The organism is Bifidobacterium sp. ESL0728 (assembly GCF_029392015.1).
GTDB lineage: Bacteria > Actinomycetota > Actinomycetes > Actinomycetales > Bifidobacteriaceae > Bifidobacterium.
On the sequence record NZ_CP113925.1, the window covers coordinates 1,696,893 to 1,714,979 of the forward strand.

At 58.3% G+C, this 18,087-nt stretch carries 14 protein-coding genes and 1 pseudogene; 4 read left to right on the forward strand and 11 right to left on the reverse strand.

All coding sequences use genetic code 11. The features are described from left to right. Window positions 1–32: 32 nt before the first annotated feature. From OZX67_RS06600 to infC, 11 genes and pseudogenes are all read right to left on the reverse strand, one after another. Window positions 33–1,403, reverse strand: a complete 1,371-nt coding sequence (locus OZX67_RS06600; protein WP_277141905.1) for an MFS transporter — start codon at window positions 1,401–1,403, stop codon at window positions 33–35. A 160-nt stretch (window positions 1,404–1,563) separates the two neighbouring features. Further along, on the reverse strand, window positions 1,564–2,169 hold the full coding sequence (gene scpB / locus OZX67_RS06605) for an SMC-Scp complex subunit ScpB (RefSeq protein ID WP_277144989.1): 606 nt from the start codon (window positions 2,167–2,169) through the stop codon (window positions 1,564–1,566). 215 nt (window positions 2,170–2,384) lie between these two features. Beyond that, window positions 2,385–3,236: a ScpA family protein gene (locus OZX67_RS06610; RefSeq protein WP_277144991.1), complete on the reverse strand. Its 852-nt coding sequence runs from the start codon at window positions 3,234–3,236 to the stop codon at window positions 2,385–2,387. Between the two features lie 231 nt (window positions 3,237–3,467). Continuing rightward, on the reverse strand, window positions 3,468–4,307 hold the full coding sequence (locus tag OZX67_RS06615) for an AAA family ATPase (protein ID WP_277144993.1): 840 nt from the start codon (window positions 4,305–4,307) through the stop codon (window positions 3,468–3,470). Window positions 4,308–4,805: 498 nt separating this feature from the next. Continuing rightward, window positions 4,806–5,813: a site-specific tyrosine recombinase XerD gene (xerD, locus tag OZX67_RS06620; protein ID WP_277141906.1), complete on the reverse strand. Its 1,008-nt coding sequence runs from the start codon at window positions 5,811–5,813 to the stop codon at window positions 4,806–4,808. A 374-nt stretch (window positions 5,814–6,187) separates the two neighbouring features. Beyond that, window positions 6,188–8,089, reverse strand: coding sequence for an isopeptide-forming domain-containing fimbrial protein (locus tag OZX67_RS06625; protein WP_277141907.1), 1,902 nt, complete (start codon window positions 8,087–8,089; stop codon window positions 6,188–6,190). 157 nt (window positions 8,090–8,246) lie between these two features. Next, window positions 8,247–10,826 (reverse strand): hypothetical protein, encoded by a 2,580-nt coding sequence (locus OZX67_RS06630; protein ID WP_277141908.1) that lies wholly within the window; start codon window positions 10,824–10,826, stop codon window positions 8,247–8,249. Between the two features lie 342 nt (window positions 10,827–11,168). Further along, window positions 11,169–12,215, reverse strand: coding sequence for a class C sortase (locus OZX67_RS06635; RefSeq protein ID WP_277141909.1), 1,047 nt, complete (start codon window positions 12,213–12,215; stop codon window positions 11,169–11,171). A gap of 257 nt (window positions 12,216–12,472) precedes the next feature. Further along, on the reverse strand, window positions 12,473–12,856 hold the full coding sequence (gene rplT, locus OZX67_RS06640; protein ID WP_277141910.1) for a 50S ribosomal protein L20: 384 nt from the start codon (window positions 12,854–12,856) through the stop codon (window positions 12,473–12,475). Between the two features lie 54 nt (window positions 12,857–12,910). Next, the gene (gene rpmI, locus OZX67_RS06645) at window positions 12,911–13,105 is read right to left on the reverse strand and encodes a 50S ribosomal protein L35 (protein WP_277141911.1); all 195 of its coding nucleotides are present in this window, start codon (window positions 13,103–13,105) and stop codon (window positions 12,911–12,913) included. A 343-nt stretch (window positions 13,106–13,448) separates the two neighbouring features. After that, window positions 13,449–14,111 (reverse strand): annotated as a pseudogene (gene infC, locus OZX67_RS06650) (translation initiation factor IF-3); the annotation flags it as partial. Window positions 14,112–14,446: 335 nt separating this feature from the next. On the opposite strand from infC, the gene OZX67_RS06655 reads away from it, so the two are divergent. The 4 genes from OZX67_RS06655 to ybaK all read left to right on the forward strand — a co-directional run bounded on the left by OZX67_RS06655 (window position 14,447) and on the right by ybaK (window position 17,919). Continuing rightward, a complete protein-coding gene (locus OZX67_RS06655) occupies window positions 14,447–15,304 on the forward strand; it encodes a thiamine diphosphokinase (protein ID WP_277141912.1) in 858 nt (285 codons plus the stop codon). A gap of 352 nt (window positions 15,305–15,656) precedes the next feature. After that, window positions 15,657–16,028, forward strand: a complete 372-nt coding sequence (locus OZX67_RS06660) for an arsenate reductase family protein (RefSeq protein ID WP_348519623.1) — start codon at window positions 15,657–15,659, stop codon at window positions 16,026–16,028. Window positions 16,029–16,098: 70 nt separating this feature from the next. After that, entirely contained in the window at window positions 16,099–17,154 is a 1,056-nt protein-coding gene (gene gap, locus OZX67_RS06665; protein WP_277141914.1) for a type I glyceraldehyde-3-phosphate dehydrogenase, read from the forward strand. A 252-nt stretch (window positions 17,155–17,406) separates the two neighbouring features. Beyond that, a complete protein-coding gene (ybaK, locus tag OZX67_RS06670; RefSeq protein ID WP_277141915.1) occupies window positions 17,407–17,919 on the forward strand; it encodes a Cys-tRNA(Pro) deacylase in 513 nt (170 codons plus the stop codon). Window positions 17,920–18,087: the final 168 nt, after the last annotated feature.

Below are 18,087 nucleotides of genomic sequence, written 5' to 3' on the forward strand. Positions count from 1 at the left end.
AAAACCTATATGCCGACTTGTGCGGCGAGAAATCAGTCTTCAAGCTCCTTGCCGGTCAGTTCCGGCAGCGCGAGGGCCGAGACGCAGGCCAGGATGAATGCGACGGCGAAGACCACGAAGGCGACGGCCTTGTTGCCGCCGGACATGGTGAGGAACCACGGCATCAAAAGCGGCGCTACGATGGCGGCAATACGACCGACCGCGGCGGAGGCACCGGCGGCGGCACCACGCAGGCGGGTCGGATAGATCTCCGGGGTGACGGCGTAGAGCACGCCCCAAGCGCCGAGGTTCGCGGCGGAAAGCAGCATGCCGAAGATTAGCACCATGGCCACGCTGGAGGCTTGCGAGAAGAGGAAGGCGGCAACGGCGGAGACGGCGAGGAAGATGCTCAGCGTCTTGCGGCGGCCCCAGATCTCGACCAACCATGCGGCGAGGAAGTAGCCGGGCAGCTGGGCGATGGTGATGGCGAGCATATAGCCCAGCGATTTGGTGAGCGAGCCGAACTGGTCGGCCAGGAGCGACGGCATCCAAGTGAACGCACCGTAATACGAGAAGTTGACGAAGAACCAGGTCAGCCAGATGGCGATGGTGCGTCCGAGATACTTGTGGCCGAACAGGGCGCTGGTGGGGACCTTGGGCAACGGTTCGCCGTTCGGGGACGGCACAGGCGCGACACCGCTGGCCTTTTCGAAGTAACGGACGGCCTGCTCGGCCTCGTCCTCACGCCCCTTGGACTCGAGGAACCGCACGGATTCGGGGATCTGCGTGCGGGTGACGATGGCATAGAAGAGCGGAATTGCCCCAATCAGGAGCGCCCAGCGCCAGCCCCAGTCGCCGGTGTTCGGGATGACGAAGAAGCCGATGAGTGCGGCGACGATCCAGCCGACGGCCCAGAAGGATTCGAGCAGGACGGTCATACGCCCACGCTGCTTGACCGGCGAGAACTCGCTGACGAGCGTGGAGGCGACGGGCAGCTCGGCGCCAAGACCGAGGCCGATGATCAGGCGGGCTATCAGCAACACCGGCAGCGACCAGGACACGGCCATCAGCGCATCGGCCAGGCCGTAAATAATAAGGGTGTAGGTGAAGACCTTCTTGCGTCCGATACGGTCGGCGAGATAGCCGCCGAGCGCCGCACCGATGGCCATACCGACGAAGCCGATGGAAAGCACCCACGATTTCTGCGAGGGATTGAGCGCGAAATGCGGGTCCTTGGCAATGGCGGTGACCACGAACGAGACGAGGCCGACGTCCATCGAATCGAACGCCCAGCCGATGCCGGAGGCGATCAACAGTTTGCGGTGCGCCTTGTTGAACGGCAATCTGTCAAGCCGCTCGTTGCGGGTCAGGGTCTTAGACTTCCCAGCCTGTGCCTTCCCCTGTGTGGATTGTTGAGCTGTCATTATGTCCTTCTTCTTTTCCTGAGCCCTTGTTACAAGAAACGCAACGACTCATCGAGACAACAACGATGCCGGTGTCGACATCGACAACCTCAACATATCACTTATAGTCAATTTGACTATAATTAAAATACTATGACTTCCCTCACACTTTGATCTTTGCTTATTCAGCTACTGGTACAGAACCCTTTTCGGCCTGATTGACCACATCGCTGGCAGCCGGCATGAACGGAGCCAGTTCCGGAAGCTGATCCAAGGATTCAAGGCCCATTTTCTCAAGGAACAGCCCGGTGGTGACCAAAAGCGCCGCACGGGAATCGGGATCGGCACCTTCCTCGCGAACGAGCCCACGCACACTCAACGCACGCACCACCCCGTCGGAATTGACACCGCGAATGGCCGCGATCTGGGCACGGGTGATCGGCTGCTTGTAGGCGACGATGGCGAGCGCCTCAAGCGCCGCCTGGGAAAGCCGGGCCATCTGGCCGTCGGTGACGAAAGCGGAGACGACCGGCTCAAAGATCGCCCGATTGCCGTATTGCCAGCCACGAGCGGTGTGACGCAGCTCGAAGCCACGAGGGGCAAGGTTACGCGATTCGTCGCCGTCGTATTCGCATTGCATCGATTTCAACGCCGAGGTGACCTCGTCTTCATCCACCGCCAACACACGCGCCAGATCGGAGGCCTGCTGCGGCTGGTCGGCGACCATCAGAATCGCCTCAAGGCAGGATTCCAAACCGCCGGGAAAATCCTCAACGGAAAAGTCCACATATTCCGGCCGCGTCGGGGCAGCATCAGGACCTTGAGCGGAAGCGGATTGCCTTTGTTGATCCGTATCATTGGTTTCGCTGGAGGCTTCATTCAATGAGGAGTTATCAGTATCGGAGATTTTTATTTCGTTCATATCAGTATCGGCACCGATGGCGTGGCGGACTTCCCCACTCGTCGATTCCACGCCGTTTTCAGCCATAACATTGGTCTCGCTCATGCGAAATCACCTTCGTTCACTTCCACGGCGTCGTCCCCACCATCGGCACCTGGTATCCATCGTAAATGCAAATCCTCAAACGGACCGGCCTGCTTATATTGTAATACTCCTTGCTTGAAAAAGAGCAGAATCGCCAAAAATCTCGCGACGACCACCAACGTGCTCTTGGCGTCTGCCGTCAGTTCGGCAAACGTCATCGAACCCCCATCGTCCAGCGCACGCAAGCGGTCGCGAACCACCTGCGATTGCTGTTTCAGATCGACCTGCGGGACGTGCAGCTGATCGAGCCGCACCTGATCGGCCGGAGCGTTCAGGAATACATTCACGGCGATCTTCGCCAGGTCGTCGGGGCCAAGCGTCCACGCCAGCTCCGGGAGCATCGCGGCGATGGCAGGGTCGGTGAAGGCAGGGTGCGGGAAACGGCCGGAATTGGCTGCGAACAGTTCACGGAAATCGTTGGCGGCGCTTTTGAACGCGCGGTATTGCACGAGCCTAGCGAAAAGCAAATCCCTTTCCCGCAGGGCCTCCATGCTCTGCTCGTCGCGCTCGCCGTTTTCGTCGCCGGGCAGAATCGCCGCGCTTTTGGCCTCCACCAGAACGGAGGCGACGTCGAGGAAGGCGCTGACCTGCTCCATGTCACGGGCCATGTTCAGGCCGCGTACGTATTCGATGAACTCCTCGGTGATGGCAGAAAGCGAGACTTCAGTAAGCTCGAGCTTGCGGTTGGCGATCATCGTCAGCAGGGCGTCGAACGGTCCGGAATAGACGGCAAGATTGACCGAAAAACCTGTAGTTTCAGGTCTTTGCGAAATTTCATCATCGGAATCCGTCTTGGCGAGCGCGCGCATACCGTCCGTATCGCGCACGGCACCGCTCGCATCGCCCTGAGCAGCCGAACCCATATCCGCTCTCAGCCCGACCGTGTTTTCAACACGCGGACCACCGGCCGTCTCCCGGTTTGCTTTCACGTCATCAACGGGAGCACTTGGCTCATCTGCGTTCATGACGCCTCACTTACGTAATACATATAATAATCTTGCTGGATCCGATATCTTCATATCAAAACGGGCCAAGAAATCCTACTCCACGATGCCACGGGCGATGAGCTCACGCGCGGTCTCGCGGTATTCCTTGGCCGTCTTGTGGTTCGGCGCGTAAATCGTGATCGGCGCGGCGGCGACGTTGGAATCAGGCAGTTTGATGGAACGGGAAATCACGGAATGGAAGACCTTGTCCTGGAAAGCCTCGTAGATGCGCTGCAGGACTTCCTCGCAGTGCAGGGTGGCGGTATACATCGTCACGAGCACGCCGTAGACCTCGAGTTGCGGGTTGATGCGCGAGCGCACCTTTTCGATGGATTGCATGAGCAGCGCCACGCCTCGCAACGCAAAGAACTCCGCGGCAACGGGGATGATCACGCCATCTGCTGCGGCAAGCGCGTTGACGGTCAACAAACCCAGCGAAGGCTGGCAGTCGATGATGATGACGTCGTATTCGTCGCGCACGCCTTCCAAAACACTGGAGAGAATGCGCTCACGGCCGACTTCGGTCACCAGCTGCACTTCGGCGGCGGAAAGGTCGATATTGGCGGGAATGATGTCAAGGTTTTCGAAATCGGTATGCTGCACCACGTCGTGAACGTCGAGTGACGGGTCGAACAACGCGTTGTAAATGGTGGCATCCACGGTGTTCGCGTTGATGCCGAGGCCGACGCTGGCGGCACCCTGCGGATCGAAGTCGACGATGAGCACGCGCCTGCCGTATTGGCTCAGTGCGCCGCCGATGTTGATGGAACTGGTGGTTTTGCCGACACCGCCCTTCTGGTTGCACATCGCGATGATGCGCGCCGGGCCATGGTGGTCAAGCGGTTTCGGCGCAGGAAAAGTCTCATATTTTCGTCCAAGAAGATCGGTAGGCATGTCTTTCATGCTATCAACAGGCCTGTTCACGCTTTGGACAACAGATTTTGAACCGTCTGGATGTCCGGCACCGTCATCGTTGACCGGCGGCACATGCACGGTACCCGGCAGTGGCAACTTTCCCTGCACCACACGTTTCGGCTGTTCCTCGCCGAGCCACCGCTCCTTGCTGAATCCGCCGTCGCGATACCGGTTTTTGGGCTTTTGACCAGTTTCGCTGCTTCCGTTTCTGGCCCGGTTTTCGTTTTTGACCCCGCGAGACTTCGTATTTTTCTTCGCCATCACACTCTCCCGCCTCTTCGCTACGCAATACCGATAATTATCCTAATCCATCCGCATACCAATACAACGGACTATTCCTACCAACACAACCGCGTCGGACACGCGAGGGAAATCAGGCTTTTGACGCTGAAATCCTGAGTTTCATCACATCGTCACAAGCCGCCGCACGCGGAGTCGGGGAGCGAACCGAGAGAGCAGGCTGCCTTCACGATCGCATCACCGCGCACGAGGATGGGCGGTCAGGTAGGTTTCGATAAGGGTTTCGGGGCTGACGTGGGTATAGATCTGCGTGGTGGTCACCGAGGCGTGGCCCAGAAGCTCCTGCACCGTGCGCACGTCGGCACCGCCCTGGATCAGATGGGTGGCGAAGGAATGGCGGAGCGTGTGCGGATGCAGAGGCTTGTCGATATGCGCACGTTCACCTGCCGCCTTGACGACTTCCCAGACCGATTGCCGTGAAATGCGCCTGCCGCGTTTGTTGAGGAAAATCGCGCGACGCTCCTTGCCGCCTTTCGCCTTGGCCTCAAGTTGCAGGCGTCCCAACGAAACGTAGCGTTGTAGGGCTTTGATGGCATACTCCCCCAACGGCACCAGCCGCTGCTTCGAGCCTTTGCCGGTCAAAACCACCACCCGCTCGTCGGTGTCGACATCGTTCAGATCGGCGCCGACGGCCTCGGAGACGCGGCAGCCGGTGGCATACATGAACTCCAGCAGCGCCTTGTCGCGCAACACCACCGGGTCGTCGGAGCCACCCATCGAAGCCGCGTCCAGCAACTGCGCGACCTCGTCGACGCTCAGCACGTCCGGCAAGTGCCCGCTCGCCTTCGGCGCCTTAACCCGAGCGGAAACGTCGTCGGCCACCGCGCCCTGCCGCAGCGCAAACTTGTGAAACTCGTGGACGCTGGCGAGCCGTCGGGCCTTGCTGCGCCCGCTCTCCCCCGCCTCGTCGAGCGCGGCGACATACGCCTCGACGTCGTGGCTGGTAACGTCAGCCAAATCCTTGATATTCCGCGCATCAAGCCACCCGAGGTACTTGCGAATATCGGCCGCATACGCCTTCACCGTGGATTTCGCCAGCCCACGCTCCACGTCGATATGCGCCAGAAACTGGCCAAGCAGCGCGTCCGAATCGCCAGCAGCGCCATCCGTAGCGGATTTCGTACCTGTTTCCGCCTGTGAGGAAATGTCGGATTGCATTTTCGATTTCGCGCCCGATCCGTTCATGGTTCCATTTTCGCTTCATTAGGCGACTTTGCGATTGGTTGCCAAAAGCATCATAACAAACACGACCTGAATATGCTGCTCATTTATTACATAATCTATGTATTACATAACGGTAAAAGGAAACCGCACTTCGGCCAAATTATGTCTCAAAAATTGGCTCTGCGCCTTTGACATGGCAACGGAATGAAAAATGGAATCTTACCGCATTGATTTTAAAACACTTTTATAGTGTGCGTCCAACCATTTTGGAACCCATCTCAGAGACGCAATTTGGATCCTAAAGCAAAACCTGTGCAGTTCACACGCCGTTTGTCACGACGCATGTGAGCTGCGCAGGTTTTCGTCAAATCAGAAAGCTAAGAAATCAGCTAATCTCAGACCTCCTGGCTCAGAGACTTCTCGCCGCGACGGGTGTAAATGTAGATCGCACCCGCAGTGCCGAGCAGAACGATGACGACGAGGCCGATCAGGATGGCCCCCGCGCCGCCGGTCATCGGCAGCTGGGTGAAGGAGGTGACTTCCCTGACGGTGATCACATGGCTCGTCGCGTCGGCGTGGCCCCAGGTTCCGGCGGTGACGAGCCCCCAAGTGGACCCGGTGTTGCTGTAGGTCTCGTCGGTCGGGGTCGTGGCATCGATCGTGACTTCAAATTCGGACTTGAAGAGGTCGGAGTAGCTGGGAGGCACGCCGACCTCATTGACCTGATAGGTGTCCGCCCCCAGACCGTCGATCTTCACCTGCCCCTTGGGGGCATTCAAGCCGCCGGCGGTACCGTCGGAGGAAAACAGGTCGGGGGTCGCTCCCGAATCGCTCGGGCTCATGGCCCGCTTGTAGTTGCCTTCGCCAAGCTTGAGGAACAGGATGGGGCTGCCGGTGTTCGGATCGATGACGTTGAACTTGGCGCCGGCCAGCTTGTCGTTCGGATTGTTCTTGGAGACGTCCTCAAGGGTGAAGCCGTAGAAGTAGACGTGCACCTGGGTGCCGGGGTCGTTGTCGTCGATCTCGTTCTCGGTGGCGGGATTGTTCGGGTCAAGATTGCCATTGCCATTGTCGTCGCCGGGTTGGGCGGACGGATCGTTGGAATAGTTGAGCTTGATGCCGTTGGACACGTTGCTGGTCGCGCCACTGGTCGCGTCGTTGTTGACCGTCATCGTGTAATGGATACGGATGACCTGCCCGTAATAATCGGGGCTCAACCCGCGGATGCCCGGGGAAAGGTTGAAGGTGATATGGCCGTCGGGAGCGGTGGGTCCGGCAACCGTGTAATCCACGCCGGAAGTCATGGTGTGGGTGACCGCCCCGTCATGGGTCAGGCCCAGATCGATGCTTACGGAAGCGGGGTTGAAGGTCAGACCCGCGCCGGGAAAATCGGTGACCACGTACTTGTAATGATCGAAACCGGTGGTCAACGGCACGCTGCCGACAATTCTGTAGGTAACAATGGAACCAATCGAAACCTCACCGGCCGCGGTAGGGCTCACCAGCTGCTTGGCGATGGTGGGCGTGTTGTTCTTGACATTGACCTCGCCCAGCTTGATGTCGGTGGCGTCCCCGGTAAATTCAGTATAGTGATTGGCGGAATTGTCAACCAGCTCGGTGCCTACAATCATGGGGATGGAGGCCGGCGTATCGAGGCTCGACACCGTGCCGCCGTTGCTCGCGGTCGTATCGACGATCAGATACATGCCGGTGCCCACTGCGGTGAACTTGGCAGTGGTGGCAGTCGTCGAGGTGACAGTGACCATACGTTCGGAATGGTTGGTCGGGATGTCCGCCAGCGCATCCTTGATACCTTGCTGGGCGACAAGCTTGGTGGCAAAGTCGCGCAACTTGCCGGCATAGGCATGATCGGGATCGTTTGAGGTCGGATCCGAATTCGGCGCGGTCGTTACCGGGAAGCCCAGCCATTGAGAAGCCACGGCACCCATCACATTGTTTGTGTATGCGACCGGAAGCGCCCCGCCGACTGCCGTATAAGCGGCGTTCAAAGCTGTTTTGACACCGGTAGGAGCGTTGTTGGAAGCCACGGAAACCGAGCCCAGCTTGGTTCCGTCGGCGGTGGCATTGGTATACGCGGCAAGACGAATGGCCTTGAAAGTATGGCCGTTTATCTGCGCGTTGCTGCTGGCCTTGATGGTCAGGTCGGCAGTCGCGCCGGTATTGACGGTGATTTGCGTGGGTGTCGCGTTCGCCGTACCCGGGATGGCCAGGGCCACCAGGGCGGCGACGCCGACGGCACCGCCGACGATTCGCTTGATTGTTTGAGGGACTCTCATGATTGTTCCTTACTGTTTTTACATCATTGTTATTATCGGTTTTGGTTATTGTATTACGTATTGCAAGATTAACGGACGCCGGGCCACCAGCCCGAAGGCCAACGGGCAGCAGGTCTTGAGAACCCGCCATCCCGTCGGTGACGTCCTCGCCATCGGTTTAGGGATCGTTGCCCGCCTTTCCTTGTTTCATTGCGTATCCGATATAGAGATAGATGCCGAATCCGATGGTGAGCAGCGCCGCCACGATTCCCGCAACGATCGGTACCGTCGAGCTGTGATCGCCGGTGAACGGAAGGGACTTCACCGGCGGCGAGACATCCAGATAACGGCTGACCCATCCGGCCTCGTTGGTCTGCGTGTCGTCGGCGGTGACATAGACCGTGCCGGAAGTCGTCATGCCCGAAGGCACGGCCACCGACCATGTTCCATCGCCGTCGACCGTTGTGGTGCTCTGCGAGTTGTCCGGCCACTTGACGGTGATGGTCGCGGCGGTATCACCGGCACTGCCTGTCGGCAGTCGATAACCCGTTCCCCGCAGGGTCTCAAAATCAGAAGTATCCAAGATGGCAAGTTGCGTGGAGGTCATATCGACCGTCACCACCGTGGTATCGGTGGAGAACCCGGATTCCACGCCGGCTGTGTTGACGAGTTTGGCGCGGAAGAGATAGGTCTCGCCGCTCGCGGCCTGGTCAAGGAAGTATGAGGGGCTCACATCGCAGGCCCAGTTCTGCGAACCGGCCGCGCTCAGCGTCTGCGTGCACTCGCCTATCAGATCGCTTTCGGACGGCGGCGTCGAGGCGATGGCGGCAACGTTGCCTGCAGTGGCGTGGCTGGCGTAGACCTTAAGCGTGTCACCGGCGACGTACGGCACCGCCGTGCCGGAGATATGCACCTTGGCACCCGCTTGAAGCTGGCCGTTCTCCGCGCGTTTCGTGTGCGGTACAGTTATCGCCGGGTTCACCACCGGAGCCGGGTCGACGCCGAACTTCACCGTCTGGATGATGGAGAAGATCGAGGCGATTTCGGAGCCGCTGTCCTGCTCGGTCTGCCAGGCGTGATACCTCACCTGCCCGTTGCTCACGGCGTTGTCGTTGTCGACGATGGACCAGTGCCCATTGCCGTCGACGGTGGCCTGCCCGACATAACGCCCGCGGGTATCGGGGTCGTCGGGGTTTCCGGAAACGATCGGCTTGCTCGGGTCCTCGGCGTAGAGATAGACGATGTGGCCGGGGATGCCGGTGCCCTCGATGGTCGGGTGCGTGGTCGGAGAATAGGCGTTATCTGCGGGCGTGGTGATCACAGGCGGGTCGACCACGGGCAGCGTGTACTTGTAGTAGGCGGTGTCGATGGTCCAGCCGGTGCTGATGATGGAATCGATCTCGCTGGAGGTCATGCCTTCGGTGACGCCGTTGGGGTAATCGGTCAGCGGGTTGTAGACGCTTTTGTTGGCGGGCGTGGCGCAACCGGTGGTGGAGCCGTCAGCGTTGGTAGTGACCGGCCAGGTGACCAGCTTGAAGTAGCCGTCGAGACCCTGGGTATCCTTGGCTTTCTTGAAGTTGATTGAACCATCGGCCAACTGCGCGGGACTTGGCGTACCAAGCGGACCCTGTAAAGAGATGATGTGCTGGTCAAGCAGTGCAGGGGAATTGAAGGCGCCGTTTACGTTGACCCCGTACAGGCCACTCGTCGGATCCCCGTTGCGGGAGACCTGCCACACCGGCTGCGCTTTGGGCGTCAGATCGCTGACAGGCACCCAATCCTTGCCGTTCTTGAGCGCAAGCCACTGGAAGTAGTAGTCGCTGACCCTCGAACAGGGGTAAGAGCCGGAGGGATTGTACCAATAGGTGAAGAAGGTTTTGGGCGGGGCCCAGCCGTCACCCAACGAGAAGCTGCCGATCGCCAGGCCGTTGTCGGTGACCATGCCCCAGTTCGGCTGGCCGCCGCCGGTCATGGCCGGAATGCCATCGTAGCCGACAAAGGCACGCGGGCCGTTGCATCCGCTGGAGTCGCAGGAACCGTTATAGAGTTTGGCGGGATAGTTGGCGGCGATGTTGGTGACGTAGGGTGAGTCGACGCGACTGCCGGTAAACGACGTGGCACCGGGAGCCTTGACCTCCGCGTAGATATACTGCTGTATGGTCACACCGCCGAGGACCGTCTTGTCGGGACCATTGTCGTAGACGGCATCGCCTTCGATGGAGATGCTCAGGTAGTCGTATGCACCGTTCTGAATCAGCGAATGGATGGTATAACTGTCGGCGACGTTCTTCGCCCATTTCGCGGCTCCGACGGCTGTGGCGAGGCCTCCGGCCATGGTGCTGATGTACTTCAGTTCGTCAAGACCGCCGGAAGAAGTGCCATGCTTGTCATACATAAGCTTCAGACCACAGCTGCGGCCGGTCGGCGAGACACCCGTCGCACAGCTGGCGATCTCGCCCTTGGTGTTGTCGGCGGCGTTGGTGTTGATCTGACCATGGGCCACACGCAGCACGAAGTCCATGCGTATTTCGTCTTCCGAGGTGTCGATCTGCTTGTTGTAGCCCAGCATCTTATAAAGCTTGGGCTTGTAATCGATGGGTTCCACGGCTTGGGTTCCGGGTTCGTCGGCTTGGGCCGTCACCGCGGCGAGCGGCGAGGTGAACACGGCGCCAAGCAGCGGGGCCAGCGTGATGGCTATCGCGCACAGCGCGCACCATACCGCCTTCCCCTGTCTGGTTTGCTTCGCCTTGGTGACCATAATGACCGCCCGTCTCAGTGTGATGTGTACCGGCTCTCCATTGCCACCGGCTTGCATTACCAAGCGTAAGGCATCCGGTAGTATTCCGGTGTATCAAAATGACCATATTGCACAATATGAATGATATTTTGCATAAACTAAAAGCGGGTATCGAACGATATATGCAATTCTGTTTTGCTGCCCCAAAAGGCCATATATAAGGTTTCGGGTTGTTGACGTTCGTCCCGGAACAGGGCGATAATCCATTGAAACAAAAATTATTCTCAAGGCAATAAGCGACTCGCTCCAACCGCCCATGGAAGTCATGAAAGGTCGAAACCTGACACCGAAAAACGCTTCCGGCTAGCGCCTGCCATGCCGGACCGGCCAATGACGGCGTTGCCGGATTGCCAGCAGGACGATGCCAAAGGCCGACAAGACAAGAATGACGACCCCTCCCGCAAGCAAAGCGTCGCCCTGGGCGTCATCGGGATATGGGATGGCTTTGGGAATCGGACGTCGCTCGGCGGTGAGAACGAGCCGCTGGGTGTTGACCCCGTAAGGCGTGCAGGTCATGAGCGTGAGCAGGTCTTTGCCCGGCACGACGGTATAAAGATGCGTGTCGTGCGGGTCGACGACATGAATCGACGTGATCTGATAACCGATGACATGGTTGAGCGTATTCAAGTAAACGACGTCGCCGGTGTGCAATTGATCGAGCCTGGTGAACAACAGCGTATTGGGCCTGCCGCGATGCCCAGTGAGCACCGCATTGGTGGAAGAGCCCCCCACTGGCAGACTGGTGCCGTAGAGATGACCGACGCCCTTGTCGAGCACCGCGTCGGAAGTACCGTGATAAATCGGCAGCTTCAGGGAAATCTTGGGAATCTGGATGACCCCCATCACGCCGCCGCCCTCATTGAGCAACGATTGATAGCTGCTATCACGCTCGGACTGGGTGACGTTCTTCTTCTCGTCGTTCTTCCCAGAACCGGTTATGAAAGGATCGGGAAACTCCCCCAAAGAGTTCTGGCCGCTTGCCGCGATTTTCGCATTGTACCGCCGGGCTTGTTCGAGCTCCCTGGCGATTTGCCCGCGGGGCCATTTCTGCACGCGGTTCAGGGCGGCGACGGCCTGCGCCTCCTGCCGGCGTGCGTTGACATACTGGTTGGCCGGCAGCCACAAGGCCAATCCGACCGCGGCGAGAACAAGCAGGACCACCAGGGCTTTCAGCGCGGAAATCATACGGCGTTTGCGGCGAATCACCATGGAACGACGTTTGCCGTCGGTCATCGCTTCGGCAAAGGAAGGCCCTTCCCATTGCCGGTTGACGGCATGGTCAATCAACGGATTGCGCAATTCGTCACGTTGAATCCCGCCTCCGTCGTTCGGCCAACCGTCGTATGTCATACCGCTAACATAGCATCATTCACCGCTGAATTGTGCAATTGCAGCATAAAATCGGCATTCAGCCATTGAATTCCATGGGCTGCGAAACGGCAATATGCCCAAAACGAAATACGATCATACAATACATCAAGAGCCGATCTCGACTTCACAGACCCCGACCCGGATAAGCAAAAAGCCCCGCAAAAGCGGGACTTTTGAAGACTGACGCCCATTCGCGCAAACCGGCGCGAACGGCGAAACACCAATGAAGCGAATGCTCAGGCGGCCACCGGGGCGTTGACGTCCTTGGGCAGCGCGGCCTTCGCCTTGTCGACGATGGTCTTGAAGGTGTCCGGATCGGAAACGGCGAGCTCGGCAAGCGCGCGGCGGTCGAGTTCGATGCCCGCGAGCTTCAGGCCCTGCATGAAGCGGTTGTAGGTGATGCCCTGAGCGCGGACGGCGGCGTTGATACGCTGGATCCACAGCTTGCGGAAGTCACCCTTACGCGCCTTGCGGTCGCGGAAGTTGTAGTTAAATGAATGGAGCAGCTGCTCTTTCGCACGACGATACGAACGGGAGCGCTGGCCACGGTAACCCGAAGCCCTCTTTAAAACGACGCGACGCTTCTTATGAGCGTTCACTGCGCGCTTGACACGTGCCATATTGTTTCCTCTAGCTTTCTATAAACCTATTAACCCTTGTATACCAAGCCGATTTCAGCGGCCGAGCAGCTTACGCATGTTCTTGCTCTGCGACGTGGCCAGCACCTGGTCGCGGGAGAGGTTGCGGCGCTTGCGCGCGGACTTGTGCTCAAGGTTGTGGCGCATGGCGCTGCCAGCCTGCATGAGCTTGCCCGTACCGGTGACGCGGACGCGCTTTTTCGCGGCGGAATTGGTTTTCATCTTCGGCATTGCTGCCCTCCTATTTATTTGCGGATATCGAATTCATACTCCGATGCCCTGTGCCTGCCGACGTTGCCATCGACCGGCACAAAAATTTTTGTTGTTACTTCTTTGCCTTTGGTGCCGGCTTGGCCGGTTTCGCGGGCTTTGCAGGTTTGGCCGAAGCCGCAGGTTTCGGCTTGGCGGCAGGCTTTGCGGCACTTGCAGCCGGTTTGGCAGATTTGGCGGCTTTTGCCGGCTTATCCGACTTGGCGGATGCCACAGACTTGGTGGCCTTCGGCGCTGCCTTGGCAGCGGGCTTTCCAGCAGCTTTCGCAGGCTTTGCAGGAGCGGAGGATTCAGCGGCTTTGATCTCATTGACCGCGGCCTTGGCCTGGCCGGCTTCCTGAGCCTTTTCCTTCTCCTTGGCCGCGAGCCTCGCCTTCTGGCGGGCCTGACGGTCGGCACGGGTGTCGGCACCGCGACGGCGCTGCTCGGACTTGGCATGAACCTTCTTGCCCTTGGGGGCCAAGGTCATGAAGATGTTGCGTCCTTCGTGCTTCGGGTAGAACTCGATGGTGCTGTATTCGGAGACCTCGTCAGCCAGACGCTGCAAGAGCTCCACGCCACCGATCGGGCGGGACTGCTCGCGGCCGCGCAGCATGATGGTGACCTTGACCTTGTCGCCGCCCTGGAGGAAGCGGATGACATGGCTCTTCTTGACCTCGAAGTCATGCTCGTCGATCTTCAAACGGAAACGGATTTCCTTGATCTCGGCCGCACTCTGGTTGCGACGCGCCTCACGCTGCTTGATCTTCTCGTTGTACTTGTACTTGCCATAGTCGATAAGCTTGGCCACCGGAGGATCCGCATTCGGCGCCACCTCAACCAAATCGAGATTCGCTTCCTTGGCCAGATTCAATGCGACAGAGGTCGCGATGACCCCGACCTGCTCGCTGTTCGGGCCGATCAGGCGTACCTTGGAAACGCGTATCTCGTCGTTAATGCGTGGTTCTGCGCTGATGATGAACTCCAATCCTTGCTGCTCTTTGGACGCACGCCAACGGAAATACAAATGCCAAATCGTTTCGGCAATAATCGCAACAAAGATTCAAAACACAGACGCCGAAAACAATCGACGCAGTAGAAAGCAACGGCAAATACCGAACTTTCGATTCCCCACTCAATGCAAGGAATGTTCTGAACCCGAAGCTACGAAAAGCTTCCAGGTGGGGCGCACCCACTTTCTTGATTTCTCAAGCCAACAAACAAGTATACCATCCGCCACGACAACGCGGCAAGTCCGGCTCAATGCAAACCCCATCATCCTATGGCTTCATTTTCGCGCACCCATCCATCTACAATTGCCGTATGTCTGAAATTTGTGTCGTATTTGCGGCCGGGGCTTACTATGGCAATGAGCCGTCCGCCAACAAACTGCCGGCAAACGCCTTTGTTATCGCAGCGGACGGCGGGCTGGATCATGTACGCGGGTTGGGAATTCGGCCGAATCTGGCTATCGGGGACTTCGATTCCACGAACGTTGACGTTCCACAGGGTGTGGAGACCATTGCGCTGCCGCCGGAACACGACGATCCGGACATGCTTTCGGCACTGAAAACCGGCTGGTCAAGGGGCTATCGAGACTTCCGCATTTACGGCGGACTGGGCGGTCGAATCGACCACACCATCGCCAATATCCAGATGCTCGCGCTGCTGGCTCACAACGGCGGCCATGGGCTGCTATACGGCGCACACAGCGTAGTCACCGCGATTTGCAACGGTTCGCTTCACTTTCCCGCCAGCACCATGCAAGCCGATGCGGACGAAGCAAAAACCAAAGTTATGAAAACGGATCTCAACAACCAAAGTACGAAAAATACGATAAGTCACGGCAGTCACGGTTCAGGCACAGTTGACGGCACGAGCGCCAACGCCGTAAACCGCATGGTCTCCGTCTTTTCGCACGCCGACGTCTCCCATGGAGTCAACGAAACAGGACTCAAATACGAACTGAAGAACGGCACGATGCACAGCGACACCGTGCTCGGGGTGAGCAACGAACTGCTCGACGGGCGCCCGGCTTCCATCAGCGTCGCCGACGGCACGCTCATCGTCAGCTTCCCCATCGAGGCGGCATTGCCGGCATTCAAGACGAATGTAAAAGCCTCACAAACGTTAGGCCCGTTGGCTTCGCACGTCTCGGCATTGCTCAACAAGTCGCGCTGAACCGCCTGCGACGTAGCAGCTAACGGCAGATGGACGGTCGCTACCACTCTATGGCCCGGGTCCAATCGTCGCAAAATGGTCGCCGGCACTCACAGCTTTGGCAAAATCAGGGAAATAATCTGCCTGAAATCCGAAACCGGCATTCGCAAATCTTTGGGCGACAACCATGCCTCACACGGTTGTGGGCTATCGAACACTATTTGGTCACGCGTCCCGCATTTCCCGCTTTTACGACACGGCTGAAAACCTTAGAATCGAATAAACAATGCAACGAGACTTACCGAAAGGACCCACGATGGCCAACACAAAAAGTATAACTTCGAAACCAGATCCAGCACAGCAGGACGGCAAGGTGCTCTTCGTCTGCTACAACCACTGCACCACCTGCGCCAAGGCCCGCAGATGGCTCAATGAAAACGGCGTCGACTTCACCGAACGCGACATCAAAGGCGACAATCCCACCGCCACGGAACTCAAGCGCTGGTGGAAGGCGAGCGGTCTGCCTCTCAAGCGCTTCTTCAACACCTCAGGCATGCCCTACCGCGAGATGAAACTTAAGACCAAACTGCCCGAAATGAGCGAGGACGAACAGCTGAAACTCCTTGCAACCAATGGGATGCTTGTCAAGCGTCCGATAGTTGTGAACGCTAACAAAATTTTAGTCGGTTTTACGCCAGAAACGTGGAAAAACGCCTTTTCTAGTACAGCAGACAAGTTAAAGTAAAAGCGTTGGTAAATATACAGCAAGGGACGCGAGCCCGCGTTCCCGAACTGTTTCCTTTAGGGAGAATTACATGACAGTAAAGATTGGTATTAACGGTTTTGGCCGCATCGGCCGCCTTGCGTTCCGTCGCATTTTCGAACTTCAGGCCCGCGGTGGCGAGGCCGGTGACATCGAAGTCGCAGCAATCAACGATCTGACGACGCCTTCCATGCTCGCCTACCTCTTGAAGTATGACAGCACCCACGGCACTTTCCGTCACGATGACGGCACCCCGGTCGACGTGAAGGCCACTGATGACGCGATCGTCGTCGACGGCAAGGAATACAAGGTCTATGCCGAGAAGGACGCCCGCAACATTCCGTGGGTGAAGAACGATGGCGTTGAGTTCGTGCTCGAGTGCACCGGCTTCTACACCTCCGCCGCCAAGAGCCAGGCTCACCTGGACGCCGGCGCCAAGAAGGTCCTCATCTCCGCTCCGGCGAAGGATGACACCACCCCGACCGTCGTCTACGGCGTCAACCAGGACATCCTCAAGGCCAGCGATAACATCGTCTCCGCCGGATCCTGCACCACGAACTCCTTCGCGGCGCTTGTCAAGCTGCTCGACGACAACTTCGGCATCAAGGTCGGCTTCATGACCACCATCCATGCCTACACCGGCACCCAGATGATCCTCGACGGCCCTCGTGGCTCCAAGCCGCGCAACAACCGCGCCGCTGCTGTGAACACCATCGAACACTCCACCGGTGCCGCCAAGGCCATCGGCAAGGTTGTTCCTTCCGTCAACGGCAAGCTGCAGGGCCATGCCCAGCGCGTACAGGTCCCGGACGGGTCCATCACCGAGCTCTTCACCGTGCTCGACAAGGACGTCACCGCCGACGACATCAACGCCGCCGCCAAGAAGGCTTTCGAGAACAACGAGACCTTCGGCTACAACGCCGACAGCATCGTGACCTCCGACATCATCGACGACACCCATGGCGGCGTCTTCGATCCGACGCAGACCGACGTCAACACGGTTGACGGCACCACACTGGCCCGCACCGTCGCCTTCTACGACAACGAGTACGGCTTCACCTGCAACATGATCCGCACCCTGCTCTACTTCGCCGAACTCAGCAAGTGAGCACGCGCGCTGCGGCGATAACGATGCAAGTCCGTTTCCGTTTCATTTAAAGAAACGTGATTCGTAACGAAAGAATCCCCTACCCCATGGGTCGGGGATTCTTTCGTATGTGTTTTGGCCATCCTCACCGTTCCCCGATTCCCGATTTTGGCTGGAACTCAACTGATCCAACGATTAGCAGCATCGAAGCTCATGGGTCGCCAGAACGAGAATCCAACATAAAGATAATCAAGGACGATTAGACTTGGGGCTATGAGCAAGAAACACAGGAAAGCGGCGGGGACAGCCTCTACCCCGGCCACGCGGGAACTGAGTGAAGCGGGAATCCCCTTTAAAATCTACGAGTACGAGCATTCCTCCGACCACATGGACGAAGGCTACGGGCTCGAGGGCGCGGAAAAGCTGGGCATCGACCCACATCGATCCTTCAAGACGCTTATGGCCGATACCGGCAAGGAACGGGTCATCGGAGTGGTGCCCGTCAGTGGACACATGGATATGAAATATCTTGCAGCTGCCGTCGGAGCCAAGAAGGCGGCCATGGCCGACCCCAAGGTGGCACAGCGCGAAAGCGGCTATGTGGTCGGCGGCATCTCCCCTCTCGGCCAGCGTACGAAGCACAAGACGGTGCTTGACGAAAGCGCGATGCAATTCGATGAGATCATCATTTCCGGGGGCAAACGCGGCTTCAGCGTCGGCGTGAACCCGAACGACCTGGTGAACGTGCTCGGCGCGACCGTCGCCGAAATCGGCACTTGCGAGTGATAGAAGCTTAAAAAATCGAGACCTGGGAATTATGTATCCTGATAAGTTTCGTAGTATAAAAGAAATGGTGTGATACGACATTACATCGCATCACACCTTGTGTTGGACACCGGGTCGGCTGATGAGGCAGCACCAGCCGACCCGGTGCACATTTTTATTTAAGGCTCT

Coding starts and splice junctions, on each gene's coding strand:
- OZX67_RS06600 (WP_277141905.1), bottom strand. CDS start 1,403: ATGACAGCTCAACAATCCACACAGGGGAAGGCACAGGCTGGGAAGTCT.
- OZX67_RS06610 (WP_277144991.1), bottom strand. CDS start 3,236: ATGCGCGCGCTCGCCAAGACGGATTCCGATGATGAAATTTCGCAAAGA.
- OZX67_RS06615 (WP_277144993.1), bottom strand. CDS start 4,307: ATGCCTACCGATCTTCTTGGACGAAAATATGAGACTTTTCCTGCGCCG.
- xerD (WP_277141906.1), bottom strand. CDS start 5,813: ATGAACGGATCGGGCGCGAAATCGAAAATGCAATCCGACATTTCCTCA.
- OZX67_RS06625 (WP_277141907.1), bottom strand. CDS start 8,089: ATGAGAGTCCCTCAAACAATCAAGCGAATCGTCGGCGGTGCCGTCGGC.
- OZX67_RS06630 (WP_277141908.1), bottom strand. CDS start 10,826: ATGGTCACCAAGGCGAAGCAAACCAGACAGGGGAAGGCGGTATGGTGC.
- OZX67_RS06635 (WP_277141909.1), bottom strand. CDS start 12,215: ATGACATACGACGGTTGGCCGAACGACGGAGGCGGGATTCAACGTGAC.
- rplT (WP_277141910.1), bottom strand. CDS start 12,856: ATGGCACGTGTCAAGCGCGCAGTGAACGCTCATAAGAAGCGTCGCGTC.
- rpmI (WP_277141911.1), bottom strand. CDS start 13,105: ATGCCGAAGATGAAAACCAATTCCGCCGCGAAAAAGCGCGTCCGCGTC.
- OZX67_RS06655 (WP_277141912.1), top strand. CDS start 14,447: ATGTCTGAAATTTGTGTCGTATTTGCGGCCGGGGCTTACTATGGCAAT.
- gap (WP_277141914.1), top strand. CDS start 16,099: ATGACAGTAAAGATTGGTATTAACGGTTTTGGCCGCATCGGCCGCCTT.
- ybaK (WP_277141915.1), top strand. CDS start 17,407: ATGAGCAAGAAACACAGGAAAGCGGCGGGGACAGCCTCTACCCCGGCC.